The organism is Xenorhabdus sp. SGI 60, assembly GCF_056632175.1.
Genome location: NZ_CP196860.1, coordinates 2,212,389 through 2,239,033 on the forward strand (window position 1 = coordinate 2,212,389; position 26,645 = coordinate 2,239,033).

Here is a 26,645-nt window from a genome sequence, read left to right on the forward strand (position 1 = left end):
AGCCTCAACATCATCGCCCCGACATTTTATTACCCAGACCGCGGTGGGCGTGAGTTTAGAAACGCAATTGCTTTTGATAAATCACGGGTACGGGAAGCGGGAGGCAGGCTGTTTAGAAAAACCTCACCGTATGGACGCATCACCAGCCGATTATCACAAATGACCACCACGCCATAATCATCAATATCACGGATCAGACGCCCAACGCCCTGCTTCAAATCAATCACGGCATCGGGAAGCTGGACTTCGTGAAAAGCATCCCCGCCCTTAAGTTGACAATCCTCAATACGGGCCTTAAGCAAAGGATCATCCGGCGCAGTGAACGGCAATTTATCAATAATAACGCAGGACAATGCATCACCGCGGACATCCACCCCTTCCCAAAAGCTGCCGGTCGCCACCAGCAATGCATTACCCGCAGAGATAAATTGTGCCAACAGTTGTGACTTGCTCGTCTCACCCTGCACTAATACTGGCAATGTCATACTGGCACGGAACTCTTCCGCCAAACTGCGCATCATTTGGTGAGAAGTACAGAGAAAAAAACAGCGCCCTTTATTGCTTTCAATTAATGGTTTCAACATACTAGCCAACCATTTTGCACCACCATTTTGGTTAGGTGATGGCAAATGACGCGGAACACACAATAACATTTGACGTTGATAATCAAATGGACTAGACAAGAGTAATGTTTGGGCTTGTTTTAGCCCTAAACGTTCAGTGAAATGATTTAGCTGTTCATTGACCGACAATGTTGCCGATGTAAAAATCCAACTACCTGATTGTTCACGGAGCATCTCACTGAATTTGTCGGCAACAGATAACGGTGTCAGAGCCAGTAAAAAATGCCGCCCATAACTTTCGAACCAATAGCTGTAATTAGGTATGCTGACATCAATCAGACGCTTAAGACGATTGCGATACACCGTTGCCCGTTCAAAAGCCGCATCCAACATGGCTGAACGCCCCAAAGAGAGTTTCATCACGTCATAACAAAGCTCAAGAGCATCATCCAACCGCACTAATGCGCGCCGAACTTGCTGCTGTTGTAAGGCTTCACGAAGGTTACCCCGATAGCTGTTTTCCCCCAATGACAAACGAAAATCTTGTGCACTTTGGCTGAGACGATCTGCACTTTTTTGCAATTGTGCCTGATCCCGCACTTCTGTACGGTAAGCCATGATGATATCACGCGATAAGTCCATCAATTGACGGCTACTTAATTGCTGGCCAAAATATTGGCTGGCAATATCAGGGATCTGGTGCGCCTCATCGAAAATCATCACATCAGCCTGCGGGATTAATTCACCAAAACCGGTATCCTTAACCATCATATCAGCCATAAACAGATGATGGTTAACAATCACCACATCCGCTTCCATTGCTTTTCGACGGGCTTTCAGAACGAAACATTCCTGATAGCATGGGCAATCACTGCCAAGACAATTGTCATTAGTACTCGTGACCAATGGCCAAACAGTACTATCTTCTGCCACTTGATGACAGGTACTGATATCACCATCTTTTGTATGGCCTGACCAATGCTTCAATTTGATGACTTCCGCCAAGATTTCAGCATCTAACTGGGAATTGCCGATCGTCTGCTGCTCAAGGCGTTCAAGGCATAAATAATTTGAGCGCCCTTTTAATAGCGCCAGCTTGCCGGTAAAACCTAACGCATCAACGATAGTGGGTAGATCTCGATCGTAGAGCTGATCCTGTAATGCCTTAGAACCCGTAGAAATAATCACTTTTTTACCGGAGCGCAAAGCAGGTACTAAATAAGCAAATGTTTTACCGGTTCCCGTTCCTGCTTCTACGACCAATTGTTGCTGTTTTTTAATCGCAACTGTAATAGCCGAAGACATTTCCCGCTGGGCATCGCGTGGCTTGAAACCTGGTATGGCTTTGGCTAGTATGCCATTTTTCGCAAAATCGTCTGACACAAACAGTCTCTTTCAATAAAATGTGGCAGAATTATGCCAATATTGAGTTGTAATAACTACTCAATTCAGCAAAAAACTGGATAAATTAACAGGAGATTTAATGACTATTAAACGCATTGATCCAGATACCCGTTGGTCAGAAGCGGTCGTTCACAATGACACTATCTATTATACCAGTGTGCCAGAACAACTGGACGGTGATATTACAGAGCAAACCGCCGATACTCTGGCAGCCATTGATACCCTGTTACATCGTCTTGGTTCAGATAAGAGCAAGATTTTGGATGCTACGATTTTTCTGGCTGATAAAGCCGATTTTGCAGGCATGAATGCCGCATGGGACGCATGGGTTATTGCCGGAAGTGCGCCAGTTCGCTGTACTGTTCAAGCAGCATTGATGGACCCTAAGTATAAAGTCGAAATCAAAATTATTGCTGCTTTATAGTTTGTATCTACATAGTTTGTATCTACCAAACAAATATGGCCTTAAATGAGCTATTGTTCATTCAAGGCCATGTCAGAAATGAAATTTAAGGAATGGAGAGTAGAAATTAGGCCATTTTAATAATAATCATGCCAATCAACAGCAGCACAATACCACTCCATCCCTTAAAATTCAGTCTTTGGTTAAACATTATCCAGCCAGCGGCGACGGTAGCAATAATGCCGAATGCTCCCCATAAAGCATAAGCAATGGAAAGTTCGATCCCTTTCACTGCCTGAGCCAACGCACTGAATGCGCCCAAAACAGCAACCAGAGACAAAATACCCATCCAGAAGCGCTGAAATCCATTGGATAATTTCAATAAAATATTCGCCACAATTTCCAAAACAACGGCCAAAACCAGGAACGCACCATGCCACCATTCAAATTGAGTCAGCATATCATGCCTCCTTGATTTGCTTGTTCAAAACACCGTTTAGTGAGCTTGATGGAGTATTTTTTGATGTATTGTTTGAAGCATGGTCTTTGGTTTTTTTCTCCCCCACCTTGATCAAAGCAATCCCGGCTATCAACAATGCTAATCCACTTACTTTCATCAATGACAGCGATTCGTTAAACCACATTACACTAAAAGCGGTAATAAACAGGATCCCAATACCTTCCCAAAGTGCATAAGCCACGCCCAATGACACTTTTTTCACAGCGATTGCCAGCAAAATATAAGAAGTTGTGATCATGGTATACATCACGATCATGCCTGTAAAATCACCTGAAACGCTGGCGTGTTTCATTGACAGAGTACCAATGACTTCTGTCATAATCGCCAGTACAAGAAATACCCAATAAAACATTTTTTTTCTCCTGAACATACTGATAAGCATGCCAAGATATCAAGCTATAAATGCCAACAAAGTCGGCTGCAAATGCGATTATGCAACATCAGAATCAAACTGACTTTTTAGCGAAATATTTTGGCAAATGAAAATTGCCGGTGAAGAACCGGTTAGCAGGAGAAGGCCCTAAAGGGCGCCGCACCAGTAGTGCTCACTGGATAAGATAGTGGAGAGGAAAAAAACATGGGTACAACGTTGAATTTTGTTACTATGTTGAATGTTGACGCTTTTGGCGCTATTCATGATGTTTTATTCTTTCATCACACATAACTACCGCGTGATATACTAAGAACCCTCGTATTAAAATGTAATAATGCATTTCTATCATAGCACCAAATAAAAAGCAATGATTTATATTTGGCTAGCTAGTCTCCATTTTTAGTAAAAAAGTGGAGTAATGGACTATTTTTATTAAAATTTTATTATTCAGATAGCAAATTTTGAATTATTTTTACAAAACCCAGCCGGACATTAAGTCCGGCCATTACTTCGATGAGTTGTTTAGTGCAAACTAAAAAACACACCATTTATTCAAACTCATTCCATGAACGACCATCACGTGTAATCAAAGCGATAGAAGCCACGGGTCCCCACGTGCCTGCCTGATAAGGTTTCGGTGGTTCATTATCCGCTGCCCATGCATCCATAATGGAATCCACCCATTTCCAGGCTTCTTCCACTTCATCACGACGGACAAACAATGCCTGAATACCGCGCATTGCTTCCAACAATAGCCTTTCATAAGCATCAGCAAGGTGTGTCTGATTAAATGTTTCAGAGAAACTCAGATCCAACTTGGTCGTTTGCAAACGGTGTTTATGTTCCAGCCCCGGTGCTTTATTTAGCACTTCAATATCAATGCCTTCATCTGGCTGCAAACGAATGGTCAATTTGTTTTGTGGTAATTGCTGGTAGGATTCAGCAAACAGATTCAGGGAAGGTTCTTTGAAATAGACGACAACTTCAGAACACTTCGCCGGCAACCGCTTTCCGGTTCTCAGGTAGAAAGGCACTCCAGACCAGCGCCAGTCATCGATATCGACACGAATCGACACAAAAGTTTCTGTTTTACTGGCTTTATTCGCCCCTTCTTCTTCCAGATAACCCGGAACTTTCTTACCATGCACAAAACCTGCGGTATATTGCCCGCGAACCGTTTTTTCCCTGACATTAGTCTGATTAATCCGACGCAAAGAACGCAACACTTTTACTTTTTCATCACGAATACGATCTGCTGTCAGGTCAGCCGGTGGTGACATAGCAATCATAGTCAGAATTTGCAGAAGATGATTTTGGATCATATCGCGCATCTGCCCCGCCTGATCGAAATAGCCCCAACGCCCTTCGATACCAACTTCTTCAGCAACAGTAATTTGCACATGATCAATCGTGCGATGATCCCAATTATTGACGAAAAGTGAGTTGGCAAAACGCAGCGCTAACAAGTTCAATACCGTTTCTTTCCCCAAATAATGGTCAATACGGTAAATTTGGCTCTCATTGAAATATTTTGCAACTTCATCATTAATCGCTCTGGAAGAAGCAAGATCGGTTCCCAGCGGTTTTTCCATCACTACACGATTGGGTTCCGTATTCAGCTCCGCAGCGCCTAACCCATGGCATACTGCTCCAAATGTACTTGGAGGCATGGCAAAATAGTGAATAGCGGGTAAGTCATCTTTATTAATTATTTTTGCCAATTCGTTGAAATGCTCCGTTTCATTTACATCCAAATTACAAAATTCCAGACGTGAACAGAGTTTCTTCCACAATTCTGCATCTAGTTTTTCGGACATAAACGTCACCAATGCTTCTTCAACGACTTTGGTATAGGCTTTTTTATCCCAGTCAGCTCGACCGACGCCGATAATTCGGGTATCAGGATGGATATAACCCGCTTTTTCCAACTGGTAAAGGGAAGGCATTAATTTCCGGCGTGCTAAGTCTCCTTTCGCCCCAAAAATTACCAAATTACAAGCCTGAGCTATAGACGTCACCGCCATGTTGCATCTCCTCAATTACGGGATATTGTAATTTTTTTACAGAATCTGTGGGTAATGTACTCTTTTGGTTATATGCAGTAAACACTGATTATTCATGGATTATTGATATAGCTCTTCGTATTTCACGTTGCTGCTGGATTTAGTGACAAAATGAAATCCATTGGACACAGGCTATTAAATAACCACACACCCGCTTCCTGTACACTCTTTCACATTCATGGTAATTTTGTATTCACTGGCAGTATGGTCATAATTCATACTGAGCAGTGATTGTAAACTGAAAATTTACAACGATTAAGAAGTAATCTTACCAAATTGAAAATTAGACACCTGTCATATTTTCATGAAAAATCCCATGTTATCCGGTTATTGCCACTGCCAGCTTTCAATAACAAGTAGTATATTTTCATGAAAATGAAATAGATTTCTCCTGTTAATGAAATCGTTAAAACCGAGGTTAAACTTCGTTTTATGAACACACTGGAACGGCTCCAAAATAGTCTTGATGTTTTGAGTAAGTCAGAGAAAAAGGTTGCGCAGGTCATCCTTGCTTCACCACAAACTGCCATCCATTCAAGCATTGCCACTCTGGCTAAAATGGCGAATGTGAGTGAACCGACGGTTAATCGTTTTTGTCGTCGCCTCAACACCAAGGGGTTTCCTGACTTTAAATTGCATCTGGCACAGAGCCTCGCCAATGGTACACCTTATGTAAACCGAAACGTGGAAGAAAGTGACAGCGTCACCTCTTATACAAACAAAATTTTCGAATCAGTCATGGCAAATCTGGAAACGGTCAAAAGTAATCTGGATATTGCAGCAATTAACCGCGCAGTCGACCTTCTGACACAAGCCAGAAAACTCTCTTTTTTTGGTTTGGGAGCATCAGCCGCTGTAGCCCATGATGCCATGAACAAATTTTTTCGCTTCAATATTCCAGTGACCTATTTTGATGATATTGTGATGCAACGAATGAGCTGCATCAGCAGTACCGAAGGAGATGTTGTCGTATTAATTTCCCATACGGGAAGAACAAAAAGCCTTGTAGAAATTGCTAAACTGGCCCGCGAAAACGATGCAACAGTGATCGCCATTACCTCAACAGGCTCCCCATTAGCACACGAAGCTACCCTCCCCATTCTGTTGGATGTCCCCGAAGATACAGATATCTATATGCCGATGGTCTCAAGAATAGCTCAATTAACCATCATTGATGTGCTGGCAACGGGTTTTACACTGCGCCGCGGCTCAAAATTCAGGGATAATTTGAAGAGGGTCAAAGAAGCGTTGCGTAATTCACGGTTTGATAAGCCTGAATAAACCAGAAAATAGACTGTGTTTTTGTTCACTATTTATCAACTCTCCAGACTGATAGCATATGTAGACTTTTCCCCACTGCATATTCGCAGTGCGGGGTTAATAATCAATAAATTAAATGGTTATCCTACGGTAATCGAAAACTCATATACCCAATGGATTTCAAGTGACCACCCAACGGTGCGGTAACTTGAAAAACAAAAGGTATACTTCATAGGTCAACGGAGTAATACATGTCCAGACGGCTCAGAAGAACAAAGATCGTCACTACACTTGGCCCAGCTACAGATCGTGACGACAATCTAGAAAAAGTTATCCAAGCAGGGGCCAACGTCGTCCGCCTTAATTTCTCTCATGGCATTGCGGAAGATCATATCCAACGTGCTAATAAAGTGCGCGAAATTGCTGCCCGTTTAGGTTGTCATGTTGCCATCCTTGGTGATCTTCAAGGGCCTAAAATACGCATATCCACCTTTAAAGAAGGAAAAATTTTCCTGAATATTGGGGATAAATTCCTGCTGGATGCCAATCTAAGTAAGGGAGAGGGAGATAAAGAAAAAGTCGGTATTGACTATAAAGGTTTGCCATCTGATGTAACGGCTGGTGATATCCTGCTATTGGATGATGGACGTGTTCAATTGAAAGTCCTGGAAGTTCAGGGGATGAAAATCTTCACGGAAGTGACTGTAGGAGGCCCGCTTTCCAACAATAAAGGCATCAATAAATTGGGCGGCGGGTTATCAGCCGAAGCACTGACAACAAAAGATAAGGAAGATATCATCACAGCAGCCAAAATTGGTGTTGATTATCTTGCGATTTCTTTCCCTCGTTCAGGTGAAGATTTGAATTATGCGCGCCGTCTCGCACGAGATGCGGGTTGCGAAACTCAAATAGTTGCAAAAGTTGAGCGAGCGGAAGCTGTTAGTAGTGACGAAATTATTGATGAAATTATTCTGGCATCGGATGTTGTCATGGTCGCTCGTGGTGATCTCGGTGTTGAAATTGGTGACCCCGAACTGGTTGGTGTACAGAAGAAACTGATCCGCCGCGCTCGCCAACTGAATCGTGTTGTGATTACAGCCACACAAATGATGGAATCCATGATCACCAATCCAATGCCGACGCGTGCTGAAGTCATGGATGTCGCCAATGCGGTACTGGATGGTACTGATGCGGTTATGCTTTCTGCTGAAACAGCCGCGGGTCAATATCCTGCGGAAACCGTTGCCGCTATGGCACAAGTCTGTCTTGGCGCGGAAAAAATGCCAAGTGTCAATGTTTCCAAACATCGCTTGGATATTACATTTGATAGCATTGAAGAAGCGATTTCAATGTCTACCATGTATGCAGCCAACCATCTGAAAGGCGTCAAGGCAATTATTGCCATGACTGAATCTGGCCGCACGGCTCGCATGATGTCCCGCATCAGTTCTGGCCTGCCTATCTTCTCTATGTCTCGCCATGAATCAACCTTAAACCGTACCGCCCTGTATCGTGGTGTAACACCCGTTTATTGTAGTTCGCATACTGATGGGATCACAGCGGCAAATGAAGCAGTGAATCGTCTGCGCGATAAAGGTTATCTCATCTCTGGGGATTTGGTACTTGTGACCCAAGGTGATCAGATGGGAACTATTGGCAGTACCAATACCTGTCGCGTACTTGAAGTGGAATAATAGGCTATATATATTACCACTGGCATCATTTTTATGGTACGGTTTTAACGTAGGCTCTCACCCGAGAAGTGGGGAGATATAAACGATCACATTGACTTGCAAGCTGCAATATTACGTTACATGCGTATAAGAGTCAGTATACTCATTTATTAATTGCTCTCAATCACAGCACGTCCATTATTCAAATCAAGTTTAATTACACCTTATCAATCATAAGTCTTCCCTTTTATAAGGCTCAATATCCCCTTTTTTCCGCGTCTTAAGCAATTTTAAGATCCAAGTGTATTGTTCAGGATTCGGCTTCACCAATTCCTCCAATTCCTCATTCATTCGGCGAGCAATATAGGTATCATCCTGTCCTGCAATATCCTCCATGGGTGGACGGATATAAATGTCCAACTGATGAGTTTGGCAATTATAAACCGGAAATAACGGAACAACGGCTGCGCGGCAAACCTTCATTAAGCGCCCAAGTGCAGGCAACGTAGCCTTGTAAGTGGCAAAAAAATCGACAAATTCACTGTGTTCTTCGCCATGATCCTGATCGGGCAAATAGTATCCCCAAAAGCCTTCACGCACTGTAGAGATAAAGGGTTTAATTCCCGCATCACGGGAATGCAAACGACCACCAAAGTGACAACGCGCTTTATTCCATAAGTAATCAGCCACGGGATTACTTTGATGGTGAAACATCGCTGACATTTTTTGGCCACGGGCAGCCAACAACATCGCGGGAATATCAACAGACCAACCATGTGGAACCATAAAAATCACATTTTTGCCTTGTGCTTTTAAGGCTTGAATAATGTCTTCGCCATGCCATTGGGTTCGCTCAAGTGTCGATTTTGCTCCCCTGAGACAAAGCTCCGCCAGCATAACAAACGATTGAGGGGCGGTAGCAAACATGCGATCAATCAGCTCTTCGTGCTGCTGTTCCGTTAATTCGGGAAAGCAGTAAATTAAATTGATTTTCGCCCTGCGACGAGCACTTTTCACTTTTCTTCCCGCCCAAATACCTATCCTGGCCAGAAATGGATCACGCCATTTTACAGGGACATAAGACAATCCTGCCAATATCCCCACGCCAGCCCAAAGGCCCCAATAACGGGGATGTAAATAAGCTCGATGAAACCGAGGGACATATCCCAATTTACTATCTGTATCTTTTTCTTTATTCATGAGCTAACTCTGATGATCCCAATATTTGCTCTCAAGGCGAAAGTTTACAACAAAAAATAAGATAAAAGCGGATGATAGTCATCATCCGCTTTTATCTCTGTCAATAATCGGAAGTTGATGCTCTTAATCTAGCAACAATTGAGGCTTAGTTTCCTTAACCATGGCTACATATTCTGCACGCTCTTTGCCACTCAACCCGCCAGAACGTGGCAATTTTGCAGTGAGCGGGTTAACCGGCCTCTGGTTATCCCAGAATTCAAAGTGCAGGTGGGGGCCTGTTGAACGCCCCGTATTTCCTGATAGCGCAATACGTTCACCCCGTTTCACTTTCTGACCCGGTTTTACCAGTATTTTTCTCAAGTGCATGTATCGAGTTGTATATTGACGACCGTGCCGTATGGCGATGAAATTACCGGCCGCACCATCAAATTTGGCGACAACGACTTCACCATCACCGACTGCCAAAACAGGTGTTCCTACTGGCATAGCAAAATCAACCCCTTTGTGAGCTGTAATTCTGCCGGTTACCGGATTTAAGCGATGTGGATTGAAAGAAGAAGATACTCTGAACTGTTTAGTTGTAGGAAAGCGCAGGAAACCACGCTCAAGACCGGAAGCATTGCTGTCGTAAAAACGACCATCATTGGCCCGGAAGGCATAATAATCATTGCCACCACTCTGTAAGCGAACGCCTAACAATTGGCTCTGTTCACTTTTCCCATCAAGCATTTCACGGGACATCAGCACAGAAAAACGATCACCTTTACGCAATTTGCGGAAATCTATCTGCCATTGCAACGCTTTTGTCACTTCTCTGGCCTCGCTGCTTGTTAATCCAGCAATCAGGGCACTACTATTAAAACTGCCATCAACTGTACCTGTGATGACACTATTTTTCCATTCTCCCTTCTGAAACTCTTGCGTTTCGTTAAAAGTATCTCCTTCGCGAGTATAAACGCGAGTTTCACGACGTGATATATCCCAGGTCAGCGTTTTTAAATTCCCATTATCATCAGTAGTCCACGATAATGACTGACCAATACCTAAATTACGCAATGATTTATATTGATTTGCTAACAAAGCAACATCAGAGGAATCAATTCCGAACTGAGTCAAAATCGAACTCAGGGTATCACCACTGGAGACAACATATTGGTGCGGAACATTTACTGCTGTATCAACAGAACTGCCATCATCATCCCCAATGCCCTCATTGGGGAGTTGTTCATTAGCATCCCCAGCGACATCATCCGTTGCTTCTGGAATGCTATCGGGAGTACTGAGAATAATACTACCTGTCCGTTCTTCTTGTTCATGATAAACAACAGGCCGCCATATCGCGATAGCCAAAGTGACCAGCGTTAGAGATCCAAGCATGATCTTGTGTGGTTTGGGCAGGTTGTTGTATACCAGAACGATAGTTTTAGCTATCTGCTGCACTTGCACTAATAAAATTCCTTATTGTACTAATTCAGGCAGCTCGCGTATTGTTTTGATAGTTGAGTTATAAATTTCATGTAGCTATCTTTATCCAATACAATGCCGCTCCCTAAAGGGTCAAGTATTCCAATACGTACATCAGTACCTTTTGCTACGGCATGAATAACGGCTGGCCTGAATTGAGGTTCAGCAAAAATACATCTTGCTTTCTGCTCAACCAATTGTGTTCGTATTTTGTGTAATCTTTGCGCACCAGGTTGTATTTCAGGATTGACCGTGAAAACACCTAGCGGAGCCAATTGGTAATGTTTTTCAAAATAACCGTACGCGTCATGAAAAACAAAATAACCCTGATTTTGTATAGGCTTTAAAACATGAGTAATATTCTTATCAGTTTGTGCAAGCTGTCCATTGAATTTACGTAGGTTTACTTCTAATTGCTGTTTTTGTTGAGGATATTGCTCAATAAGCTGATCATATATTGCCTGAGCGGCTTTTCCCGCAATCTCTGGAGAAAGCCAAAGATGCATATTATATTCACCGTGATGATGTTCGTGATCTTCCTCATGTTCATGCTGATATGATTCAGCATCAGAATCATTACCATCTTCACTATTTTTCAATAATAATGGCTTAATGGTAGATAATTCAGCCAGTGCCAGTTGTTTATTCTGCTCAATTTTAGCTATCGGTTTCGCCAAAAAGGTTTCCATATCTGGGCCAATCCAAACAACCAAATCGGCTTGATTAATTTTCCGTACATCCAGAGGCCGTAACGCATAATCATGTGGAGAAGCACCATCGGGCAGAAGTACCTGAGTATTTGTTACACCATCAGCAATGGCAGCAGCAATAAAGCCCAATGGGCGAATGGATGTGACAACATCTGCCTGCGCAGAGCCATTCACTCCTGCCACTAACACAGCAGCTAATGCGATTTTATGAAAAAGTTTATGCGCGTATTTCTGTGAGTTGTGTAACATAATATGAATATTCCATGCAGAAAATTGAATTTTGTTATATTATAACATTTCAATGATTCTGCAAGATACTTTTAACTCGTCAACTATGATCACCCTAAAAAACATTACGGTTGAATTTGGTAACCGCAAGGTATTAAACAATATCTCATTCAATCTCAAACAAGGGAAAATTCTGACCCTGATCGGCCCAAATGGTGCGGGGAAATCAACTCTGGTTCGCGTCGTTCTTGGATTAATCCCCCCCACTTCGGGCACTATCGAACAAAACCCTACGTTGAGAATTGGTTATGTTCCGCAAAAACTAAACCTTGATCCCACTCTGCCCTTAACCGTTAAGCGTTTTATGATGCTGAGACCCAACGTGAAACAAGCGGATATCTTACCGGTATTAAATCGGGTCAAGGCTGCTCATTTACTGGAGCAACCAATGCAAAAGCTATCTGGTGGTGAAACTCAGCGAGTGCTACTTGCCAGAGCCTTACTTAATCAACCTCAGATTTTGGTTCTTGACGAACCAACACAAGGTGTCGATGTCAATGGACAACTGGCACTTTACGATCTGATCAATCAAATCAGGACAGAACTTAATTGCGCGGTACTTATGGTATCCCATGACCTGCACTTAGTGATGGCGAAAACAGACGAAGTTTTATGCCTTAATCAACACATTTGTTGTTCTGGCACACCGGAAGTGGTGTCAATGCACCCAGAGTTTATTGCAATGTTTGGGCATCATGGCGCAGAGCAACTGGCAGTTTACCGCCATCACCACAATCATCATCATGATCTTAGAGGGAAAATTATTTTGAAAAATGTTGGGGAATCACATCGATGATTGAATTATTGCTTCCCGGCTGGCTCGCCGGTATTTTTTTGGCAATTGCCGCAGGACCTCTTGGTTCTTTTGTCGTCTGGCGCAGAATGTCCTATTTTGGCGATACACTGGCACACGCATCACTGCTCGGTGTTGCATTCGGTTTCTTACTGAATGTGAATCCCTTTTATGCGGTTATTGCGGTTACACTTATCCTGGCCACTATTTTAGTTTGGCTGGAAAAACGCCCGCAATTGGCAGTTGATACATTATTAGGCATTCTGGCTCACAGTGCCTTGTCGTTGGGCTTAGTCGTCGTTAGTTTTATGACCAATGTAAGGGTCGATCTAATGGCTTATTTATTTGGCGATTTATTGTCTGTAACTTATGAAGATCTCTGCTTGATTGCGGCCGGTGTCGTGATTGTTACCGGATTACTGACATGGCAATGGCGCGCCCTGCTATCAATGACAGTCAGCCAGGATCTGGCTTTTGTCGATGGCATTAAAATTCAACGTCTGCGTGTCCTGCTAATGTTAGTGACAGCATTAACTATTGGGTTGGCAATGAAATTCGTCGGGGCGTTAATTATCACCTCCCTGCTGATTATCCCTGCCGCTACCTCCCGTCGTTTCTCCCGCACGCCTGAGCAAATGGCCGTTTTTGCAATTGTTGTCGGTATGCTTTCTGTTACGGGAGGATTAACGTTATCGGCGTTTTATAACACACCCGCGGGGCCTTCCGTTGTACTTTGTTCGGCAATGTTATTTGCATTGAGTTTAACGATCAAGGCAAGAAACTGATATTTATCCCCTCAGTCTTTCAATTCGCTGCTTTTTAGCAGTAATACAAATACAAGTGACAAGGGTTATAATTTAGATAAGTTATAATCCTTTATTCGCCTTCCTTGCTCAATCCAAAATGCCGATAAGCATGATGGGTTGCAATACGCCCGCGTGGCGTTCGTTGAATAAATCCTTGTTGGATCAGGAAAGGTTCCAGCACATCTTCGATCGTTTCTCGTTCTTCACCAATCGCCGCTGCCAAGTTATCCAAGCCTACGGGACCACCCATAAATTTATCAATAATGGCAACCAGCAACTTACGATCAAGGTAATCAAATCCGGCTGAATCCACATTCAGCATATCCAGGGCCTGGGAGGCAATATGATTATCAACTGTGCCATCACCTTTCACTTGCGCAAAATCACGTACACGACGCAATAATCGATTGGTAATACGGGGAGTGCCACGGGAACGCATCGCGATTTGCCTTGCCCCCTCATCTGAAATGTCTAATCCCATATAGCGTGCACTACGGGAAACAATGCTTTGCAAATCATCAACATTGTAAAATTCAAGGCGCTGTACGATACCGAATCGATCACGCAATGGCGAAGTTAAAGAACCTGCACGAGTGGTCGCACCAATCAATGTAAATGGGGGAAGATCAATCTTGATAGAGCGGGCGGCTGGCCCTTCGCCAATCATGATATCCAGTTGATAATCTTCCATTGCCGGATAAAGGATCTCTTCCACAACCGGCGATAAGCGGTGGATTTCATCAATAAACAGGACATCATGCGGTTCCAGATTAGTAAGCATAGCGGCAAGATCCCCTGCCTTTTCCAATACCGGCCCAGATGTGGTACGAAGATTAACCCCCATTTCATTGGCAACAATATTTGCCAGCGTGGTCTTTCCTAATCCAGGGGGACCAAAAATCAATAAGTGATCCAGTGCATCACCACGCTGACGTGCCGCCTGAATAAAAATTTCCATTTGCTCACAAACATGGGGCTGCCCAACATATTCAGACAGAAACTTCGGCCGAATGGCACGATCAATGGCTTCATCATCTTGCAGAACTTCTGCTGAAACCAGACGGTCAGCTTCAATCATCACTTAACTCCTGTGATTACAGAGCCGCTCGAAGCGCTTCTCGAATAAGGGTTTCACAATCGGCACCCGGTTTAGCAACTTTGTTTACCATCCGGCTGGCTTCCTGTGGTTTATATCCTAGAGAAACCAGTGCCGCTGCGGCTTCTGCTTCAATATCGGCAGCGGAATTCGCTTGTTTGCTGACAGCAGGCAAATTAACATCACTACTTTGGTTAAATAGATCGCCATTAAGCCCCTTAAAGCGATCTTTCATCTCTACCACCAGCCTTTCAGCCGTTTTTTTGCCAACACCCGGCAACTTAACCAGTGAAGCAATCGCTTCTTGTTCTATAGCAGTGACGAATTGCTGAGCAGACATACCAGAAAGGATCGCCAGCGCTAATTTAGGCCCAACGCCATTGACTTTAATCAGTTCACGGAACAGTGCACGCTCTTGTTTATCATTAAAACCGTATAATAGCTGGGCATCTTCACGCACAATAAATTGTGTAAATAAGATAGCTTCCTGACCAATTTCAGGCAGTTCATAAAAACAGGTCATTGGCATATGAACTTCATAACCGACACCATGAGTTTCCAACAAAACCAACGGTGGCTGTTTTTCCAACACGATTCCTCTCAAACGCCCTATCACTGCTTACCCCCTGAAAATAAAATAAATCGTTTCGCTAGCTTATAGCACAAAAAAAGCTGGACGTATATCCAGCATCATCTATTTCAGACGGCCTCGCGTTAAATTTAACCGCGCATTACCTACCCGAAGTAAATTTTGACTGAGATGACAATGTGTAATCGCAACAGCCAGAGCATCGGCAGCATCGGCCTGCGGATTAGCAGACAGTTTCAACATCGAACGAACCATGTGCTGTATCTGGCTTTTTTCAGCCGCTCCCGTACCGACTACAGTCTGTTTAACCTGACGGGCGGCATATTCAAATACCGGTATGGATTGGTTAGAAGCCGCAACAATTGCTACACCTCGCGCCTGCCCTAATTTCAAGGCAGAGTCTGCATTTTTTGCCATGAAAACTTGCTCTATGGCAAAAACTGTGGGCTGGAATTGAGTGATAATTTCAGTAATTCCGGCGTAAATCTTCTGCAAACGACCGGGTAAGTCATCCACTTTTGTTCGAATACAACCGCTACCGAGATAGATAAGTTGTCGTCCCTGCTGGCGAATAACGCCATATCCCGTGACTCTGGAGCCAGGGTCAATACCAAGAATAATCGCCATATCGAATTATTCGCTTAAATCGGTTTGCTTGTGATATGGGATAAAAACGTTAGAGAAAGTGCCCTGATTTGAGGAACACTTTCTCTACGCTGTGAACCCTAATGCTAATTACAGCAGTGCTGCAACCTCATCAGAGATTTCACCATTATGATAAACTTCCTGCACATCGTCAGAATCTTCAAGCATATCGATCAGACGCAGTAATTTAGGTGCAGTTTCTGCATCCAGTTCCGCTTTCGTGGATGGGATCATAGAAACTTCCGCGGAATCTGCCTTGAAGCCTGCTGCATCCAGTGCATCTTTAACTTCGCCAAAAGACTCTGGAGTAGTATAGACGTCAATCGCACCATCATCATAAGTTTCAACATCGTCAGCACCCGCTTCCAATGCTGCTTCCATCACCGCATCTTCGTCCAGGCCTGGTGCGTAGGAAATAACCCCTTTCTTGGTGAACAGATAAGCAACAGAACCGTCAGTTCCTAAGTTACCACCTGTTTTGGTGAACGCATGACGAACTTCGGAAACCGTGCGGTTACGGTTATCACTCAGGCATTCAACCATCACTGCCGTACCACCAGGGCCGTAGCCTTCATAAATGATGGTTTCCATATTGTCTGATTCGTCGCTGCCAACACCACGGGCAATTGCACGATTCAACGTATCACGAGTCATATTGTTGGACAGCGCTTTATCGACGGCAGCTCGCAGACGTGGGTTGGAATCTGGATCACCACCGCCCAATCGCGCCGCCGTGACTAATTCACGGATAATTTTTGTGAAAATCTTACCGCGTTTTGCATCCTGTGCAGCTTTGCGGTGTTTCGTATTGGCCCATTTACTATGACCTGCCATGCAAATATCTCCGATAAAACATCTTGTAGACTAAATGACAAATTCTTCAATTGCTTGCCGATTGCTCCACGACTTCGTCAATCTGGCCGCTTCTTCCGCAGCCAGCCATTGATAAGCCAGATGTTCGGTCAGCAAAATTTCTCGCTCCTCAGGTAACGCCAGAGAGAACCAATGTTCTTTATTGCGCGTTATCCCCGGAGCATACCGATATCGTAGGTGAGAGAAAATCTCATAATAAAGACAGCGTTGACAATCTTTCAGTTCAAGATTTTCATTGATAATATCAATGCCTGTCTCTTCCTGTACTTCACGTAACGCCGCCTCCCACGGTTTTTCGTCCTCTTCAAGGCTACCTGTCACAGATTGCCAAAATTCAGGATCGTCCCGGCGCTGTAGCATCAGCACCCTTTTGCTGTCAACGGCGTAAATCATAACCAGTACAGATTCAGGGCGCTTATAAGCCATTATTCGTTCTCTTTTTTAACGACTGAAATAGCCAGTTCTTCCAACGCTGCTGAACTCGCTGGGCTTGGTGCATCCGTCATCAAACACGCCGCTGCCGTTGTTTTCGGGAAAGCGATCACATCACGAATATTATCGGTATCAGTCAGCAACATGACCAGGCGATCCAAACCGAAAGCTAAACCGGCATGTGGCGGTGTGCCGTATTTCAGGGCGTTCAGCAAGAAACCAAATTTTTCCTGCTGTTCCTGCTCATTGATACCTAAAATGCGGAATACCGTCTGCTGCATTTCATTGCGATGGATACGGACAGAACCACCACCCACTTCATAGCCATTGATAACCATGTCATAAGCATTCGCAATAGCGGATTCTGGATGACTTTCCAATTCAGCCGCCGACATATCACGCGGAGAAGTAAACGGATGGTGCATTGCTGTCAGGCCACCTTCTCCGTTGCCTTCAAACATTGGGAAATCAATAACCCAAAGTGGTTTCCAGCTTGCCAGATCGATGATGTTCAAATCGCGGCCCAGTTTCAGACGCAGCGCTCCCATGGCATCAGTGACAATGTTTTTCTGGTCAGCGCCGAAGAACAGGATATCGCCATCTTGTGCGTTGGAGCGGGACAGCAAACCTTCAACCACCTCTACAGACAGGAACTTAGCTATCGGGCTTTGCACGCCTTCCAGGCCAGCAGCACGGTTATTCACTTTCATCCATGCCAAACCCTTCGCGCCATAAATGCCAACAAATTTACCGTACTCATCAATTTGCTTGCGACTTAGCTCTGCCCCGCCGGGCACGCGAATAGCCGCAACACGGCCTTTTGGATTGTTTGCCGGTTCGGCAAAAACAGAGAATTCCACGTCTTTAACCAGATCGGCGATATCCACCAATTCCAGAGGGTTACGCAAATCTGGTTTATCTGAACCAAAACGGCGCATGGCTTCTTCAAATGTCATAATTGGGAAGCTGCCCAAATCGACATCTTTCACATCCAGCCACAGTTCACGGATCATTTTTTCCATGATTTCGCGAACTTGTTCAGCGGTCATAAACGAGGTTTCAACGTCGATCTGGGTAAACTCTGGTTGACGATCGGCACGCAGGTCTTCATCGCGGAAGCACTTCACAATCTGGTAATAACGGTCGAAGCCAGACATCATCAACAACTGTTTGAAAAGCTGCGGAGACTGCGGCAGTGCATAAAATTCACCTTTATGTACGCGGCTTGGCACTAAATAGTCACGCGCACCTTCTGGTGTTGCCTTAGTCAGCATTGGTGTTTCAACATCAATGAAACCCGCAGTATCCATAAAACGACGCACAAAACTGGTGATCTTTGCACGGGTTTTCAGACGCTGCGACATCTCAGAGCGACGCAGATCAAGATAGCGGAATTTCAGGCGCTGCTCTTCACTGTTATTCTGGTTGCTGTCCAGAGGCAATGGCTCCGAGCGGTTGAAAACCATCAGGCTTTCTGCGAAAACTTCAATTTCGCCGGTTGCCATATCTTTATTGATTTGGTTATCAGGGCGCGCGCGCGCAATCCCTGTGATTTGAATACAAAATTCATTACGCAGTTCAGAAGCCTGAGCAAAGACCTCTTTCTGGTCTGGGTCAAAAAATACCTGAACGATACCCTCGCGATCTCGCATATCAATAAAGATCAAGCCACCTAAATCACGGCGACGATTTACCCACCCACAAAGAGTCACTTTCTGGCCTTCATGGGCCAGGTTCAACTGCCCACAATAATTAGTACGCATACAATATCCTTTTACTCAGCTCGTTATGCTTTCTGCTGCGGAAATTTTAGCATTATTCGTTTTAGGAAGAATTGCAAAAAAAGGTCACTATTATACTGGAAATTCTGACCGGAGATAAGGTCATAACGCCGTTCTTGGCAAGACAATTTTTTGCTATCCGCTAACATTCATAGAATTTATTATTAAATACTATGATTTATAGCGACAGTTTTCTTTTTGCGGTTTATCATCATTCGGCCGTTTTTTGGTTAGGCAATTGGAGTTAAAAAATGGTTAGCTCGCTTTATATCGTACTGGGCGCACTACTGTTAATTAAGCTGTCTCTGGATGTAGTCAAATTAAGAACCCAATATCGGGTAGCTTATGGCGATGGCGGTTTTTATGAATTACAAACAGCCATTCGGGTTCATGGTAATGCAGTTGAATACATTCCAATTTCAATGTTGTTATTGATTGTGATGGAGATGAATGGTGCCCCCGTTTGGATGCTGCATATTTGTGGATTGGTATTACTATCAGGCAGAATACTACACTACTTTGGCTTGCGTCATCGAGAAATACGCTGGCGACGTATGGGCATGGCAGCAACCTATATCTCAATGATAATAATGATTCTCAACAACATCTACTATTTACCGTGGGAGCAGATCTTTTCTCTCTATACATAATCTATTCCCTCTATAAATTCTGCATATTTTGTGTTGTAGTTCAATGGCAAAGCATGGATGATTAGAGTGATACCCAAGGCGGTGTGCTGCCGCCTGAGGGTCTATCTATTGATTATCCCCCTTTCTGCCTTTTCCTGCATTCTGTTAGAATAACCGCTTCTTATTGTTTCCAAAATCAATGCTGTTATGTCAAATCAAGAATCTCATAATCAACGGGATAGCCTGTTCTCTGCCCCCATCGCCAATTTAGGTGACTGGAGTTTCGATGAACGGGTTGCAGAAGTTTTTCCTGATATGGTGAAACGCTCAATTCCCGGTTATTTCAATATCATTTCCATGATAGGTATGCTGGCAGAGCGTTTTGTAACGCCAGACAGTCAAATCTATGATCTCGGCTGTTCCCTTGGCGCAGCCACGCTGTCAATCCGTCGTGCTATTAGTTCCGAAGATAATAGTACCCATTCCCATACAGAAGGTTGCCGTATTATTGCCGTCGATAACTCACCGGCAATGATCGAACGCTGCCGCCGCCATATTGACTCTTTCAAAGCCAACATCCCCGTTGAAGTCATCGAACAGGATATTCTTGATACCGACATTCAAAATGCATCAATGGTCGTTTTGAATTTCACATTACAGTTCCTGCACCCTGATGATCGCCAGAAAATGCTGGATAAAATCTATGCCGGACTAAAACCCGGAGGCGTTTTGGTGCTATCTGAAAAATTCAATTTTGATGATGAGCAGATTGGCGAGTTGCTATTCAACATGCACTATGATTTCAAGCGAGCCAATGGTTACAGTGAACTGGAGATCAGCCAAAAACGCAGTATGCTGGAGAATGTCATGCAGACAGATCCTGTTGAAACTCACAAGTCACGCCTCAAACAAGCAGGATTCCAGCATGTGGAAGTCTGGTTTCAATGTTTTAACTTTGGCTCATTATTAGCAATAAAAGGAGCTGAACAATGATTGATTTCGGTAACTTTTATCAATTGATCGCCAAAAATCACTTAAGTCACTGGTTGGAATGCCTGCCTGCACAATTATGCCACTGGCAACAAGCCTCATTGCATGGTCAGTTCAGTTCATGGGTAAAAATTCTGGAGAAACTGCCTGAAATTAACCCCACCCAACTTGATCTGAAAAATGGTGTCATTACGAACCATGAACCAGAGCTATCAAACGGTGAAAAAGCCCGTATTCAAAATATCCTAAAGCTATTGATGCCGTGGCGTAAAGGACCTTTTTCACTGTATGGTGTGGAGATTGATACCGAGTGGCGTTCTGACTGGAAATGGGATCGCGTCCTTCCCCATATTTCTTCTTTAGCAGGCAGAACCGTCCTTGATGTCGGCTGTGGCAGTGGTTACCACATGTGGCGCATGGTGGGGGAAGGTGCCCATTTAGTTGTCGGTATTGACCCAACCCAGCTTTTCCTTTGCCAATTTGAAGCCACCAGAAAGTTACTGGGTAACGATCAACGCGCCCATCTTCTGCCTTTGGGCATTGAACAATTACCAGAACTAAAAGCCTTTGATACGGTGTTTTCAATGGGCGTGCTTTACCATCGCCGCTCCCCCCTCGACCACTTATGGCAACTGAAAAACCAGTTAGTTTCCGGCGGCGAATTAGTTTTGGAAAGCCTGGTGATTGAGGGGGACGAACATCAATGCCTCATTCCGGGTGAGCGTTATGCTCAAATGCGGAATGTCTACTTTATTCCGTCTGCCAAAATGCTGAAAGTCTGGCTAGACAAATGTGGTTTTATTGATGTTAGAATCGTTGATCATGCAATTACGACTTTGGATGAACAGCGCCAGACAGAATGGATGAAGACTGAATCGCTGATCGATTTTCTTGATCCAACCGACCAGAGTAAAACGACAGAAGGCTACCCCGCACCACTGCGGGCAGTGCTTATTGCCCGCAAGCCATAATCTTTTACTTCATCTTTTAGATTATTATTTTGCTGGCTGATTACCCCAGTGACATCCTTGACAATGTCACTGGGAATTTATATGAAATATAGCGTGTTCTATTTTTTCCGTTGAACCAAACTAATCACGCCCTTCATCGATTCAACTAACTGACCATCAACACAGTGATAAGCATATTCATCTACATCACTGTCATCAGAACTCATTTTTACGCCAGCTTTCCGGTATTTCATGGCAGAAGGCACGATCTTACCTGCTGAACTGTGGACTTCTGTTATGCCAATTTCCAGGAACTTACTGATATTACTCATTCTGACTCCCGCCCCAGGCATAATAATCGGTCCCTGGCTAGCCTGTAACAACTCTTTTAACAAAGGTAATCCCAACTCAGCACTTTGTTGCTGGCCCGAAGTTAAAATACGCTGCACACCAAGCTCTGTCAGTTGTTCCAACGCAACATGTGGATTAAAACACATATCAAAGGCGCGATGAAAAGTGATTGCCATATTCCCTGACAATGACATCAATTGCCGCATACGAAGCCTGTCGATATGACCTTCTTCGTTTAGCACGCCGAAAACGACGCCGGGAAATCCCATATCACGGATACGAGCAACATCATTTTTCATCACTTCAAAATCAGGGTTGCTGTAACAGAAGTCTCCTGCTCTTGGCCGTACAATAGGATGCACTGCAATTGATAAACTCTGTCGCGCATGCTGCAATGCTCCGATGCTGGGTGTTACCCCGCCTTCCAACGGGCTTGCACACAATTCAATGCGATCAGCGCCTGCCTTTTGTGCAACCAAAGCACAGTTTACGCTATAACAACAAATTTCCAGCTTTATCATTCAAAGCCCCTCGGATATAAACGCCCAATTAGCCGACACGTTTCACATCTCCCACAAGAAAAATATAGGAGAGTGCGCCAATCAATGTGACGACAGAAATGTAAACCAGTGCTGGAGAAAAACCGTAACTCTGCGCCAAATAGCCAATCACAAGTGGTACAGAGATCCCCCCCAACCCGCCGACAAAATTAAAAATACCGCCGGTCAAACCAATCAAATGCATCGGTGCCAGTGAAGAAACCAGTGACCAGGTAATGGATGCAAAGCCGTTACCAAAGAAAGCCAGTGCCATTAGCACCATGATCCATATCGGATTGTTAGTGTAATTGGCTCCCATAATACAGGCGGAAATTATCAAACCACAAATAATCGGGGTCTTACGCGCCGCTCCCAAAGAGAAACCTTTACGTACCATTTTATCTGCCAACCAGCCAGAGAGCAGCACACCGAGAAATGCAGCCAGAAACGGAACTGTAGTCATGAAACCGACTTTTAGAGCGGTAATCCCCTTCTCTTGAGTCAAATAACTCGGGAACCAGGTTAAAAAGAACCACAACGTTGAAGCGACGGCAAATTGCCCCAGATAGACCCCCACCAGCTTATGGTGGAACACCAGCTTCCAGTCAGCGATAGTAAGAGACTGTCGTGCCATTTTCTTAGCTGGCGAGTCATCATCGACTAATCCTCCTCCCATGCGGATATATTCAAGCTCCGCCTGACTCATGTTTTTTGTTAACCGTGGCCGCCGATAAACGTTAATCCAGATTAATGACCAAATAATTCCGATACCCCCGGTCAGGAAAAAAACCCAGTGCCAGCTAATCAATTCCTGGATCCTATTAGAAATGGCGTCAGAAAAGCAAGCCCGACAAACTGCCCTGATGTGTAAAAACCAACGGCAGAGGCTCGTTCATGTTCAGGGAACCAGCTTGTCACCATGCGGTTATTGGTGGGAAATGTCGGTGCTTCAAAAATACCAATAATGGAACGTAATCCAATGAGTGACATCAGCCCGATTGCAAAGCCCTGTAATAGAGTCGCCACCGACCAGCCCAAAATGGCAATAAAATAGGTCAAGCGTGAGCCAACGCGATCCAGGAACCAACCGCCGGGAATTTGACATAAGGTATAAAACCAGGAAAAAGCAGAAAAGATATAACCCATTTCCGTTTTCGTGATAGCAAACTCTTTCTGGATATTTGCTGATGCAACAGCAAGGTTGGCTCGATCAACATAACAAATAACGACCGTAATAAAGATCATTATCAACGTCAGATAGCGCCGCCGCCCAATTTTCGCAGTTGTTACTGAAATCTTCATCTCAATCTGTCTCCAGATTTTGGGCACAGTGAAACCGTTCACCCTGCCCTATAGTTAACAGAGTGTGTAAAAGAACACATTGATTTAATTATTTAATAACGGGCATGATTACCATTCAGCAACGGAACCATCTTTGTGTCGCCACATTGGATTTCGCCAGTCTGGTACATTTTTGCTGCGCTCAATGACCTGTGCTTCGTCAATTTCAACACCAAGACCCGGTTTCATTAAGGGTTTAAAGACCCCCCCATCCATACTGAAATCTTCTTTATTTTTCACAAGATCAAGTAATTCTGTTCCTTTATTGTAATGAATGCCCATACTCTGTTCCTGGAATACCGCATTACGTGATATGAAATCGATGTGCAAGCAAGCGGCCAGCGCAATCGGTCCCAGTGGGCAATGTGGTGCCAGTGCTACATCATAAGCTTCAGCCATGCCCGCAATTTTGTAGCATTCGGTAATGCCTCCCGCATGCGATAAGTCTGGCTGGAGAATGGCCAGACCGCCCGTTTCCAGTACACGTTTAAATTCAAAACGGGAAAACATACGCTCACCTGCCGCAATTGGAATATAGGTTTGCGCCGCCAGACGTGGATAATATTCCGCCTGTTCCGCCAGCACGGGTTCTTCAATAAATAAAGGACGATATGGCTCTAACGCCTTAATTAATACCTTCGCCATGGGTACGCTAACACGACCGTGAAAATCAAGCCCAAATTCAATTTCATTACCGAACACTTCTCTGATCTGCGCTACCGTATTGACGGCAGTATCGATTTTTCGCGAATCATCAATGATACTCAGTTCTTCACAACCATTTAATTTGAATGTATCAAAACCGATCTTTCGTAAGGTTTTAATACCATCAATCACCTCCGACGGACGATCGCCTCCCACCCAGCTATAAGCTTTGATCATATCGCGCACCAATCCACCCATCAGTTGCCACACGGGCGCATTCAAGACTTTACCTTTGATATCCCATAAAGCCTGATCGATTCCCGCTATGGCACTCATCAGAATGGGGCCGCCACGGTAAAAGCCGGCACGATACATCACCTGCCATAAGTCATTAATGCGGGCAGGATCTTGTCCAACCAAATATTCACCTAGCTCGTGCACTGCCGTTTCCACTGTGCGGGCACGGCCTTCAATCACCGGTTCCCCCCAGCCTACAACACCTTCATCTGTTTCAATTTTTAGGAACATCCAGCGTGGAGGTAAACGATAAGTCGTGAATTTAATTATTTTCATTGCACAGCCTCTCGATACGCATTAACAAATAGGACTGCTTGCCGTGCGGTACGATCAACCGATTGACCGGCACGATAAAGATCACTGCCTAAACCGGCTCCTATGCAACCTGCGTTAATCCATTGAGACAGATTATCTGGCGTTACACCGCCTACTGCGAAAACAGGCACGTCTGGCGGCAAAACAGCTTTTAGCGCTTTGATATAAGCCGGACCAAATGCCGATGAGGGAAAAATTTTTAATGACTGTGCACCCGCTTCCAGCGCGGTAAAAGCTTCTGTGGCCGTCGCACAACCTGGACATACTGTCATACCATAAGCGACCGCTCTGCGGATCACTTCACTGCGGATATTAGGCGTGACAATCAGTTCGCAACCCATTTCCGCCAACACATCTACCTGTTCTGGTTTGAGTACAGTTCCCGCCCCAATCAATGCCTTACTGCCAAACGCTTTCACAATGGCCGGAATACTCTGTTCCCACTGCGGAGAGTTAAGTGGGATCTCCACTGTGTCGAACCCAGCGTCAATGACCGCCGCGATGTGTTCAAGCGTTTCGTCCGGTTTAATACCGCGAAGAATAGCGATAAGCGGAAGATTGGTTTGCCACAACATTTGCGATACTCCTTATACCTACCTGAAAAACGGTATCACCGTCTGCCAGAGCGATATTTCGTCCGATAGCGCTGAACGCCTGCTTATAACGAGCCGCTAACGAAAGTCCGGCGACAAGAGTGATAGCCGGTTGATCAACAAAATAGTGACTCATGCTCGCAACTTCTGCGCCAATCAACAGGCCGGATAAAAATTCACTGACATGTTCACGCGGCAGAACACCTAATATAGGTGAGGCGCGAACTTCGAATAAAAATGGCAAAAGCACAGGAGAATCTATTCCCCGTTTAAGCCCCGCATTAAAAGCCTCTGGGCAGGCAACCTGTTCTGGCAACCCTGCTCCCACCAGTGAATGATGCAAAAGTAAATGGTGGAGTTCGCCGGTCATCACAGTACGAAAATCATGGATTTGTTGGTCGTCAGCTAATACCCATTTACAGTGAGTGCCGGGCATGACATAAAGAGAAGCAGGAAAAAGCTGATGAGCGCCTAATAATTGAGTCTCTTCGCCTCGCATCACGTTGTGATTATCTTCACGTGAAACACACAATCCCGGAATAATCCAGACATTGTCTGCAACGGGGGTTAATTGTTCTCCTATTGCAGAAAACGAAATGGGAACTGGCAGGTAGGGGGCTATTTTCCAACCCACATTACTACCAACCATACCGGCCATAACAACCGGTGTTTGGTCATCCCGCCAGCCTTGAGTAATTTCTGCTAACACCACCTGCGGGGATTTTCCATTGAAACGGGTGACTCCCGCTGCGGATTGCCTGCTTTCCAGACATTCATCACCCTGATATAGCCAGGCTCGTAAATTGGTCGATCCCCAATCAATCGTGATGTAGCGCGCTGTCATGTGATTTCCTTAAGCCTTCGTGCTGAACTGGCAATCATGACAAAGGCCGTCTGTTTCTGCGGCATTCCCGCCTTGATGCCGTACCGTATCAAACAGCGCCTTCTTTTCCTGGAGTGTCTTAATCGCCCATCCAGATTCGTTCAAATATCGCTCACTGAATCGAGCTTATCGCTACGCTGAGTTGCAGTACTACGATAAAGATCACAAAAAGAACA

At 44.6% G+C, this 26,645-nt stretch carries 25 protein-coding genes and 2 pseudogenes; 8 read left to right on the forward strand and 19 right to left on the reverse strand.

The features are described 5' to 3' along the window. Positions 1-29 precede the first annotated feature (29 nt). Entirely contained in the window at positions 30-1,946 is a 1,917-nt protein-coding gene (gene yoaA / locus ACSJJG_RS10330; RefSeq protein WP_481089307.1) for a DNA repair helicase YoaA, read from the reverse strand. A gap of 100 nt (positions 1,947-2,046) precedes the next feature. Here yoaA and ACSJJG_RS10335 point away from each other — a divergent pair, with 100 nt between their 5' ends. After that, a complete protein-coding gene (locus ACSJJG_RS10335) occupies positions 2,047-2,391 on the forward strand; it encodes a RidA family protein (RefSeq protein ID WP_189759463.1) in 345 nt (114 codons plus the stop codon). A gap of 106 nt (positions 2,392-2,497) precedes the next feature. Here ACSJJG_RS10335 and mdtI read toward each other — a convergent pair whose 3' ends face one another. From mdtI to zwf, 3 genes are all read right to left on the reverse strand, one after another. Further along, positions 2,498-2,830 (reverse strand): multidrug/spermidine efflux SMR transporter subunit MdtI, encoded by a 333-nt coding sequence (mdtI, locus tag ACSJJG_RS10340; RefSeq protein WP_481089308.1) that lies wholly within the window; start codon positions 2,828-2,830, stop codon positions 2,498-2,500. Between the two features lies 1 nt (position 2,831). Beyond that, positions 2,832-3,242, reverse strand: a complete 411-nt coding sequence (gene mdtJ, locus ACSJJG_RS10345) for a multidrug/spermidine efflux SMR transporter subunit MdtJ (RefSeq protein ID WP_481089309.1) — start codon at positions 3,240-3,242, stop codon at positions 2,832-2,834. A gap of 569 nt (positions 3,243-3,811) precedes the next feature. Then, positions 3,812-5,287, reverse strand: coding sequence for a glucose-6-phosphate dehydrogenase (gene zwf, locus ACSJJG_RS10350; RefSeq protein WP_481089310.1), 1,476 nt, complete (start codon positions 5,285-5,287; stop codon positions 3,812-3,814). Positions 5,288-5,758: 471 nt separating this feature from the next. On the opposite strand from zwf, the gene ACSJJG_RS10355 reads away from it, so the two are divergent. Together ACSJJG_RS10355 and pyk are read left to right on the forward strand one after the other, a co-directional pair. After that, positions 5,759-6,607 (forward strand): MurR/RpiR family transcriptional regulator, encoded by an 849-nt coding sequence (locus tag ACSJJG_RS10355; protein ID WP_047770038.1) that lies wholly within the window; start codon positions 5,759-5,761, stop codon positions 6,605-6,607. 230 nt (positions 6,608-6,837) lie between these two features. Next, a complete protein-coding gene (pyk, locus tag ACSJJG_RS10360) occupies positions 6,838-8,280 on the forward strand; it encodes a pyruvate kinase (protein WP_481089311.1) in 1,443 nt (480 codons plus the stop codon). A 210-nt stretch (positions 8,281-8,490) separates the two neighbouring features. Here the strand turns inward: pyk and lpxM are convergent, their stop codons facing one another. The 3 genes from lpxM to znuA all read right to left on the reverse strand — a co-directional run bounded on the left by lpxM (position 8,491) and on the right by znuA (position 11,882). Further along, positions 8,491-9,459 carry a lauroyl-Kdo(2)-lipid IV(A) myristoyltransferase gene (lpxM, locus tag ACSJJG_RS10365; protein WP_481089312.1) on the reverse strand — a complete coding sequence of 323 codons (969 nt, stop codon included), beginning with the start codon at positions 9,457-9,459 and terminating at the stop codon, positions 8,491-8,493. A gap of 123 nt (positions 9,460-9,582) precedes the next feature. Then, entirely contained in the window at positions 9,583-10,899 is a 1,317-nt protein-coding gene (mepM, locus tag ACSJJG_RS10370) for a murein DD-endopeptidase MepM (protein WP_481090421.1), read from the reverse strand. Positions 10,900-10,925: 26 nt separating this feature from the next. Then, a complete protein-coding gene (znuA, locus tag ACSJJG_RS10375; RefSeq protein WP_481089313.1) occupies positions 10,926-11,882 on the reverse strand; it encodes a zinc ABC transporter substrate-binding protein ZnuA in 957 nt (318 codons plus the stop codon). Positions 11,883-11,934: 52 nt separating this feature from the next. Between znuA and znuC the strand changes: the two genes are divergently transcribed. Both znuC and znuB read left to right on the forward strand, forming a co-directional pair. After that, positions 11,935-12,717, forward strand: a complete 783-nt coding sequence (gene znuC, locus ACSJJG_RS10380) for a zinc ABC transporter ATP-binding protein ZnuC (protein WP_481089314.1) — start codon at positions 11,935-11,937, stop codon at positions 12,715-12,717. Beyond that, on the forward strand, positions 12,714-13,499 hold the full coding sequence (gene znuB, locus ACSJJG_RS10385; protein ID WP_481089315.1) for a zinc ABC transporter permease subunit ZnuB: 786 nt from the start codon (positions 12,714-12,716) through the stop codon (positions 13,497-13,499). Before znuC ends, znuB begins: the two co-directional genes overlap by 4 nt. A 91-nt stretch (positions 13,500-13,590) precedes the next feature. On the opposite strand, the gene ruvB is transcribed toward znuB, so the two are convergent. The 6 genes from ruvB to aspS all read right to left on the reverse strand — a co-directional run bounded on the left by ruvB (position 13,591) and on the right by aspS (position 18,918). After that, entirely contained in the window at positions 13,591-14,598 is a 1,008-nt protein-coding gene (ruvB, locus tag ACSJJG_RS10390) for a Holliday junction branch migration DNA helicase RuvB (protein ID WP_481089316.1), read from the reverse strand. 16 nt (positions 14,599-14,614) lie between these two features. Continuing rightward, a complete protein-coding gene (gene ruvA / locus ACSJJG_RS10395; protein WP_481089317.1) occupies positions 14,615-15,232 on the reverse strand; it encodes a Holliday junction branch migration protein RuvA in 618 nt (205 codons plus the stop codon). A 78-nt stretch (positions 15,233-15,310) separates the two neighbouring features. Further along, on the reverse strand, positions 15,311-15,832 hold the full coding sequence (ruvC, locus tag ACSJJG_RS10400; protein ID WP_481089318.1) for a crossover junction endodeoxyribonuclease RuvC: 522 nt from the start codon (positions 15,830-15,832) through the stop codon (positions 15,311-15,313). 108 nt (positions 15,833-15,940) lie between these two features. Continuing rightward, positions 15,941-16,684 carry a YebC/PmpR family DNA-binding transcriptional regulator gene (locus tag ACSJJG_RS10405; RefSeq protein WP_047770018.1) on the reverse strand — a complete coding sequence of 248 codons (744 nt, stop codon included), beginning with the start codon at positions 16,682-16,684 and terminating at the stop codon, positions 15,941-15,943. 30 nt (positions 16,685-16,714) lie between these two features. After that, positions 16,715-17,149, reverse strand: coding sequence for a dihydroneopterin triphosphate diphosphatase (nudB, locus tag ACSJJG_RS10410; RefSeq protein WP_481089319.1), 435 nt, complete (start codon positions 17,147-17,149; stop codon positions 16,715-16,717). After that, positions 17,149-18,918 (reverse strand): aspartate--tRNA ligase, encoded by a 1,770-nt coding sequence (gene aspS / locus ACSJJG_RS10415; protein WP_481089320.1) that lies wholly within the window; start codon positions 18,916-18,918, stop codon positions 17,149-17,151. Before aspS ends, nudB begins: the two co-directional genes overlap by 1 nt. A gap of 269 nt (positions 18,919-19,187) precedes the next feature. Here aspS and ACSJJG_RS10420 point away from each other — a divergent pair, with 269 nt between their 5' ends. The 3 genes from ACSJJG_RS10420 to cmoB all read left to right on the forward strand — a co-directional run bounded on the left by ACSJJG_RS10420 (position 19,188) and on the right by cmoB (position 21,526). After that, positions 19,188-19,586: an MAPEG family protein gene (locus tag ACSJJG_RS10420; RefSeq protein ID WP_047770012.1), complete on the forward strand. Its 399-nt coding sequence runs from the start codon at positions 19,188-19,190 to the stop codon at positions 19,584-19,586. A 186-nt stretch (positions 19,587-19,772) separates the two neighbouring features. Then, positions 19,773-20,558 carry a carboxy-S-adenosyl-L-methionine synthase CmoA gene (cmoA, locus tag ACSJJG_RS10425; protein ID WP_481089321.1) on the forward strand — a complete coding sequence of 262 codons (786 nt, stop codon included), beginning with the start codon at positions 19,773-19,775 and terminating at the stop codon, positions 20,556-20,558. Further along, positions 20,555-21,526: a tRNA 5-methoxyuridine(34)/uridine 5-oxyacetic acid(34) synthase CmoB gene (cmoB, locus tag ACSJJG_RS10430; protein ID WP_481089322.1), complete on the forward strand. Its 972-nt coding sequence runs from the start codon at positions 20,555-20,557 to the stop codon at positions 21,524-21,526. The genes cmoA and cmoB overlap by 4 nt, the downstream gene beginning before the upstream one ends. 98 nt (positions 21,527-21,624) lie before the next feature. Here cmoB and cutC read toward each other — a convergent pair whose 3' ends face one another. The 6 genes and pseudogenes from cutC to ACSJJG_RS10460 form a co-directional block, all read right to left on the reverse strand. Then, the gene (gene cutC / locus ACSJJG_RS10435; RefSeq protein WP_481089323.1) at positions 21,625-22,377 is read right to left on the reverse strand and encodes a copper homeostasis protein CutC; all 753 of its coding nucleotides are present in this window, start codon (positions 22,375-22,377) and stop codon (positions 21,625-21,627) included. 28 nt (positions 22,378-22,405) lie between these two features. Further along, positions 22,406-23,697 (reverse strand): annotated as a pseudogene (locus ACSJJG_RS10440) (MFS transporter). Between the two features lie 108 nt (positions 23,698-23,805). After that, positions 23,806-24,954: a galactonate dehydratase gene (gene dgoD, locus ACSJJG_RS10445; protein ID WP_481089324.1), complete on the reverse strand. Its 1,149-nt coding sequence runs from the start codon at positions 24,952-24,954 to the stop codon at positions 23,806-23,808. After that, positions 24,951-25,568 (reverse strand): 2-dehydro-3-deoxy-6-phosphogalactonate aldolase, encoded by a 618-nt coding sequence (locus ACSJJG_RS10450; protein WP_481089325.1) that lies wholly within the window; start codon positions 25,566-25,568, stop codon positions 24,951-24,953. The genes dgoD and ACSJJG_RS10450 overlap by 4 nt, the downstream gene beginning before the upstream one ends. Next, positions 25,519-26,430, reverse strand: coding sequence for a 2-dehydro-3-deoxygalactonokinase (locus tag ACSJJG_RS10455; RefSeq protein WP_481089326.1), 912 nt, complete (start codon positions 26,428-26,430; stop codon positions 25,519-25,521). Before ACSJJG_RS10455 ends, ACSJJG_RS10450 begins: the two co-directional genes overlap by 50 nt. Then, positions 26,427-26,623 (reverse strand): annotated as a pseudogene (locus tag ACSJJG_RS10460) (transcriptional regulator); the annotation flags it as partial. The gene ACSJJG_RS10455 and the pseudogene ACSJJG_RS10460, both read right to left, overlap by 4 nt. Between the last annotated feature and the right edge of the window lie 22 nt (positions 26,624-26,645).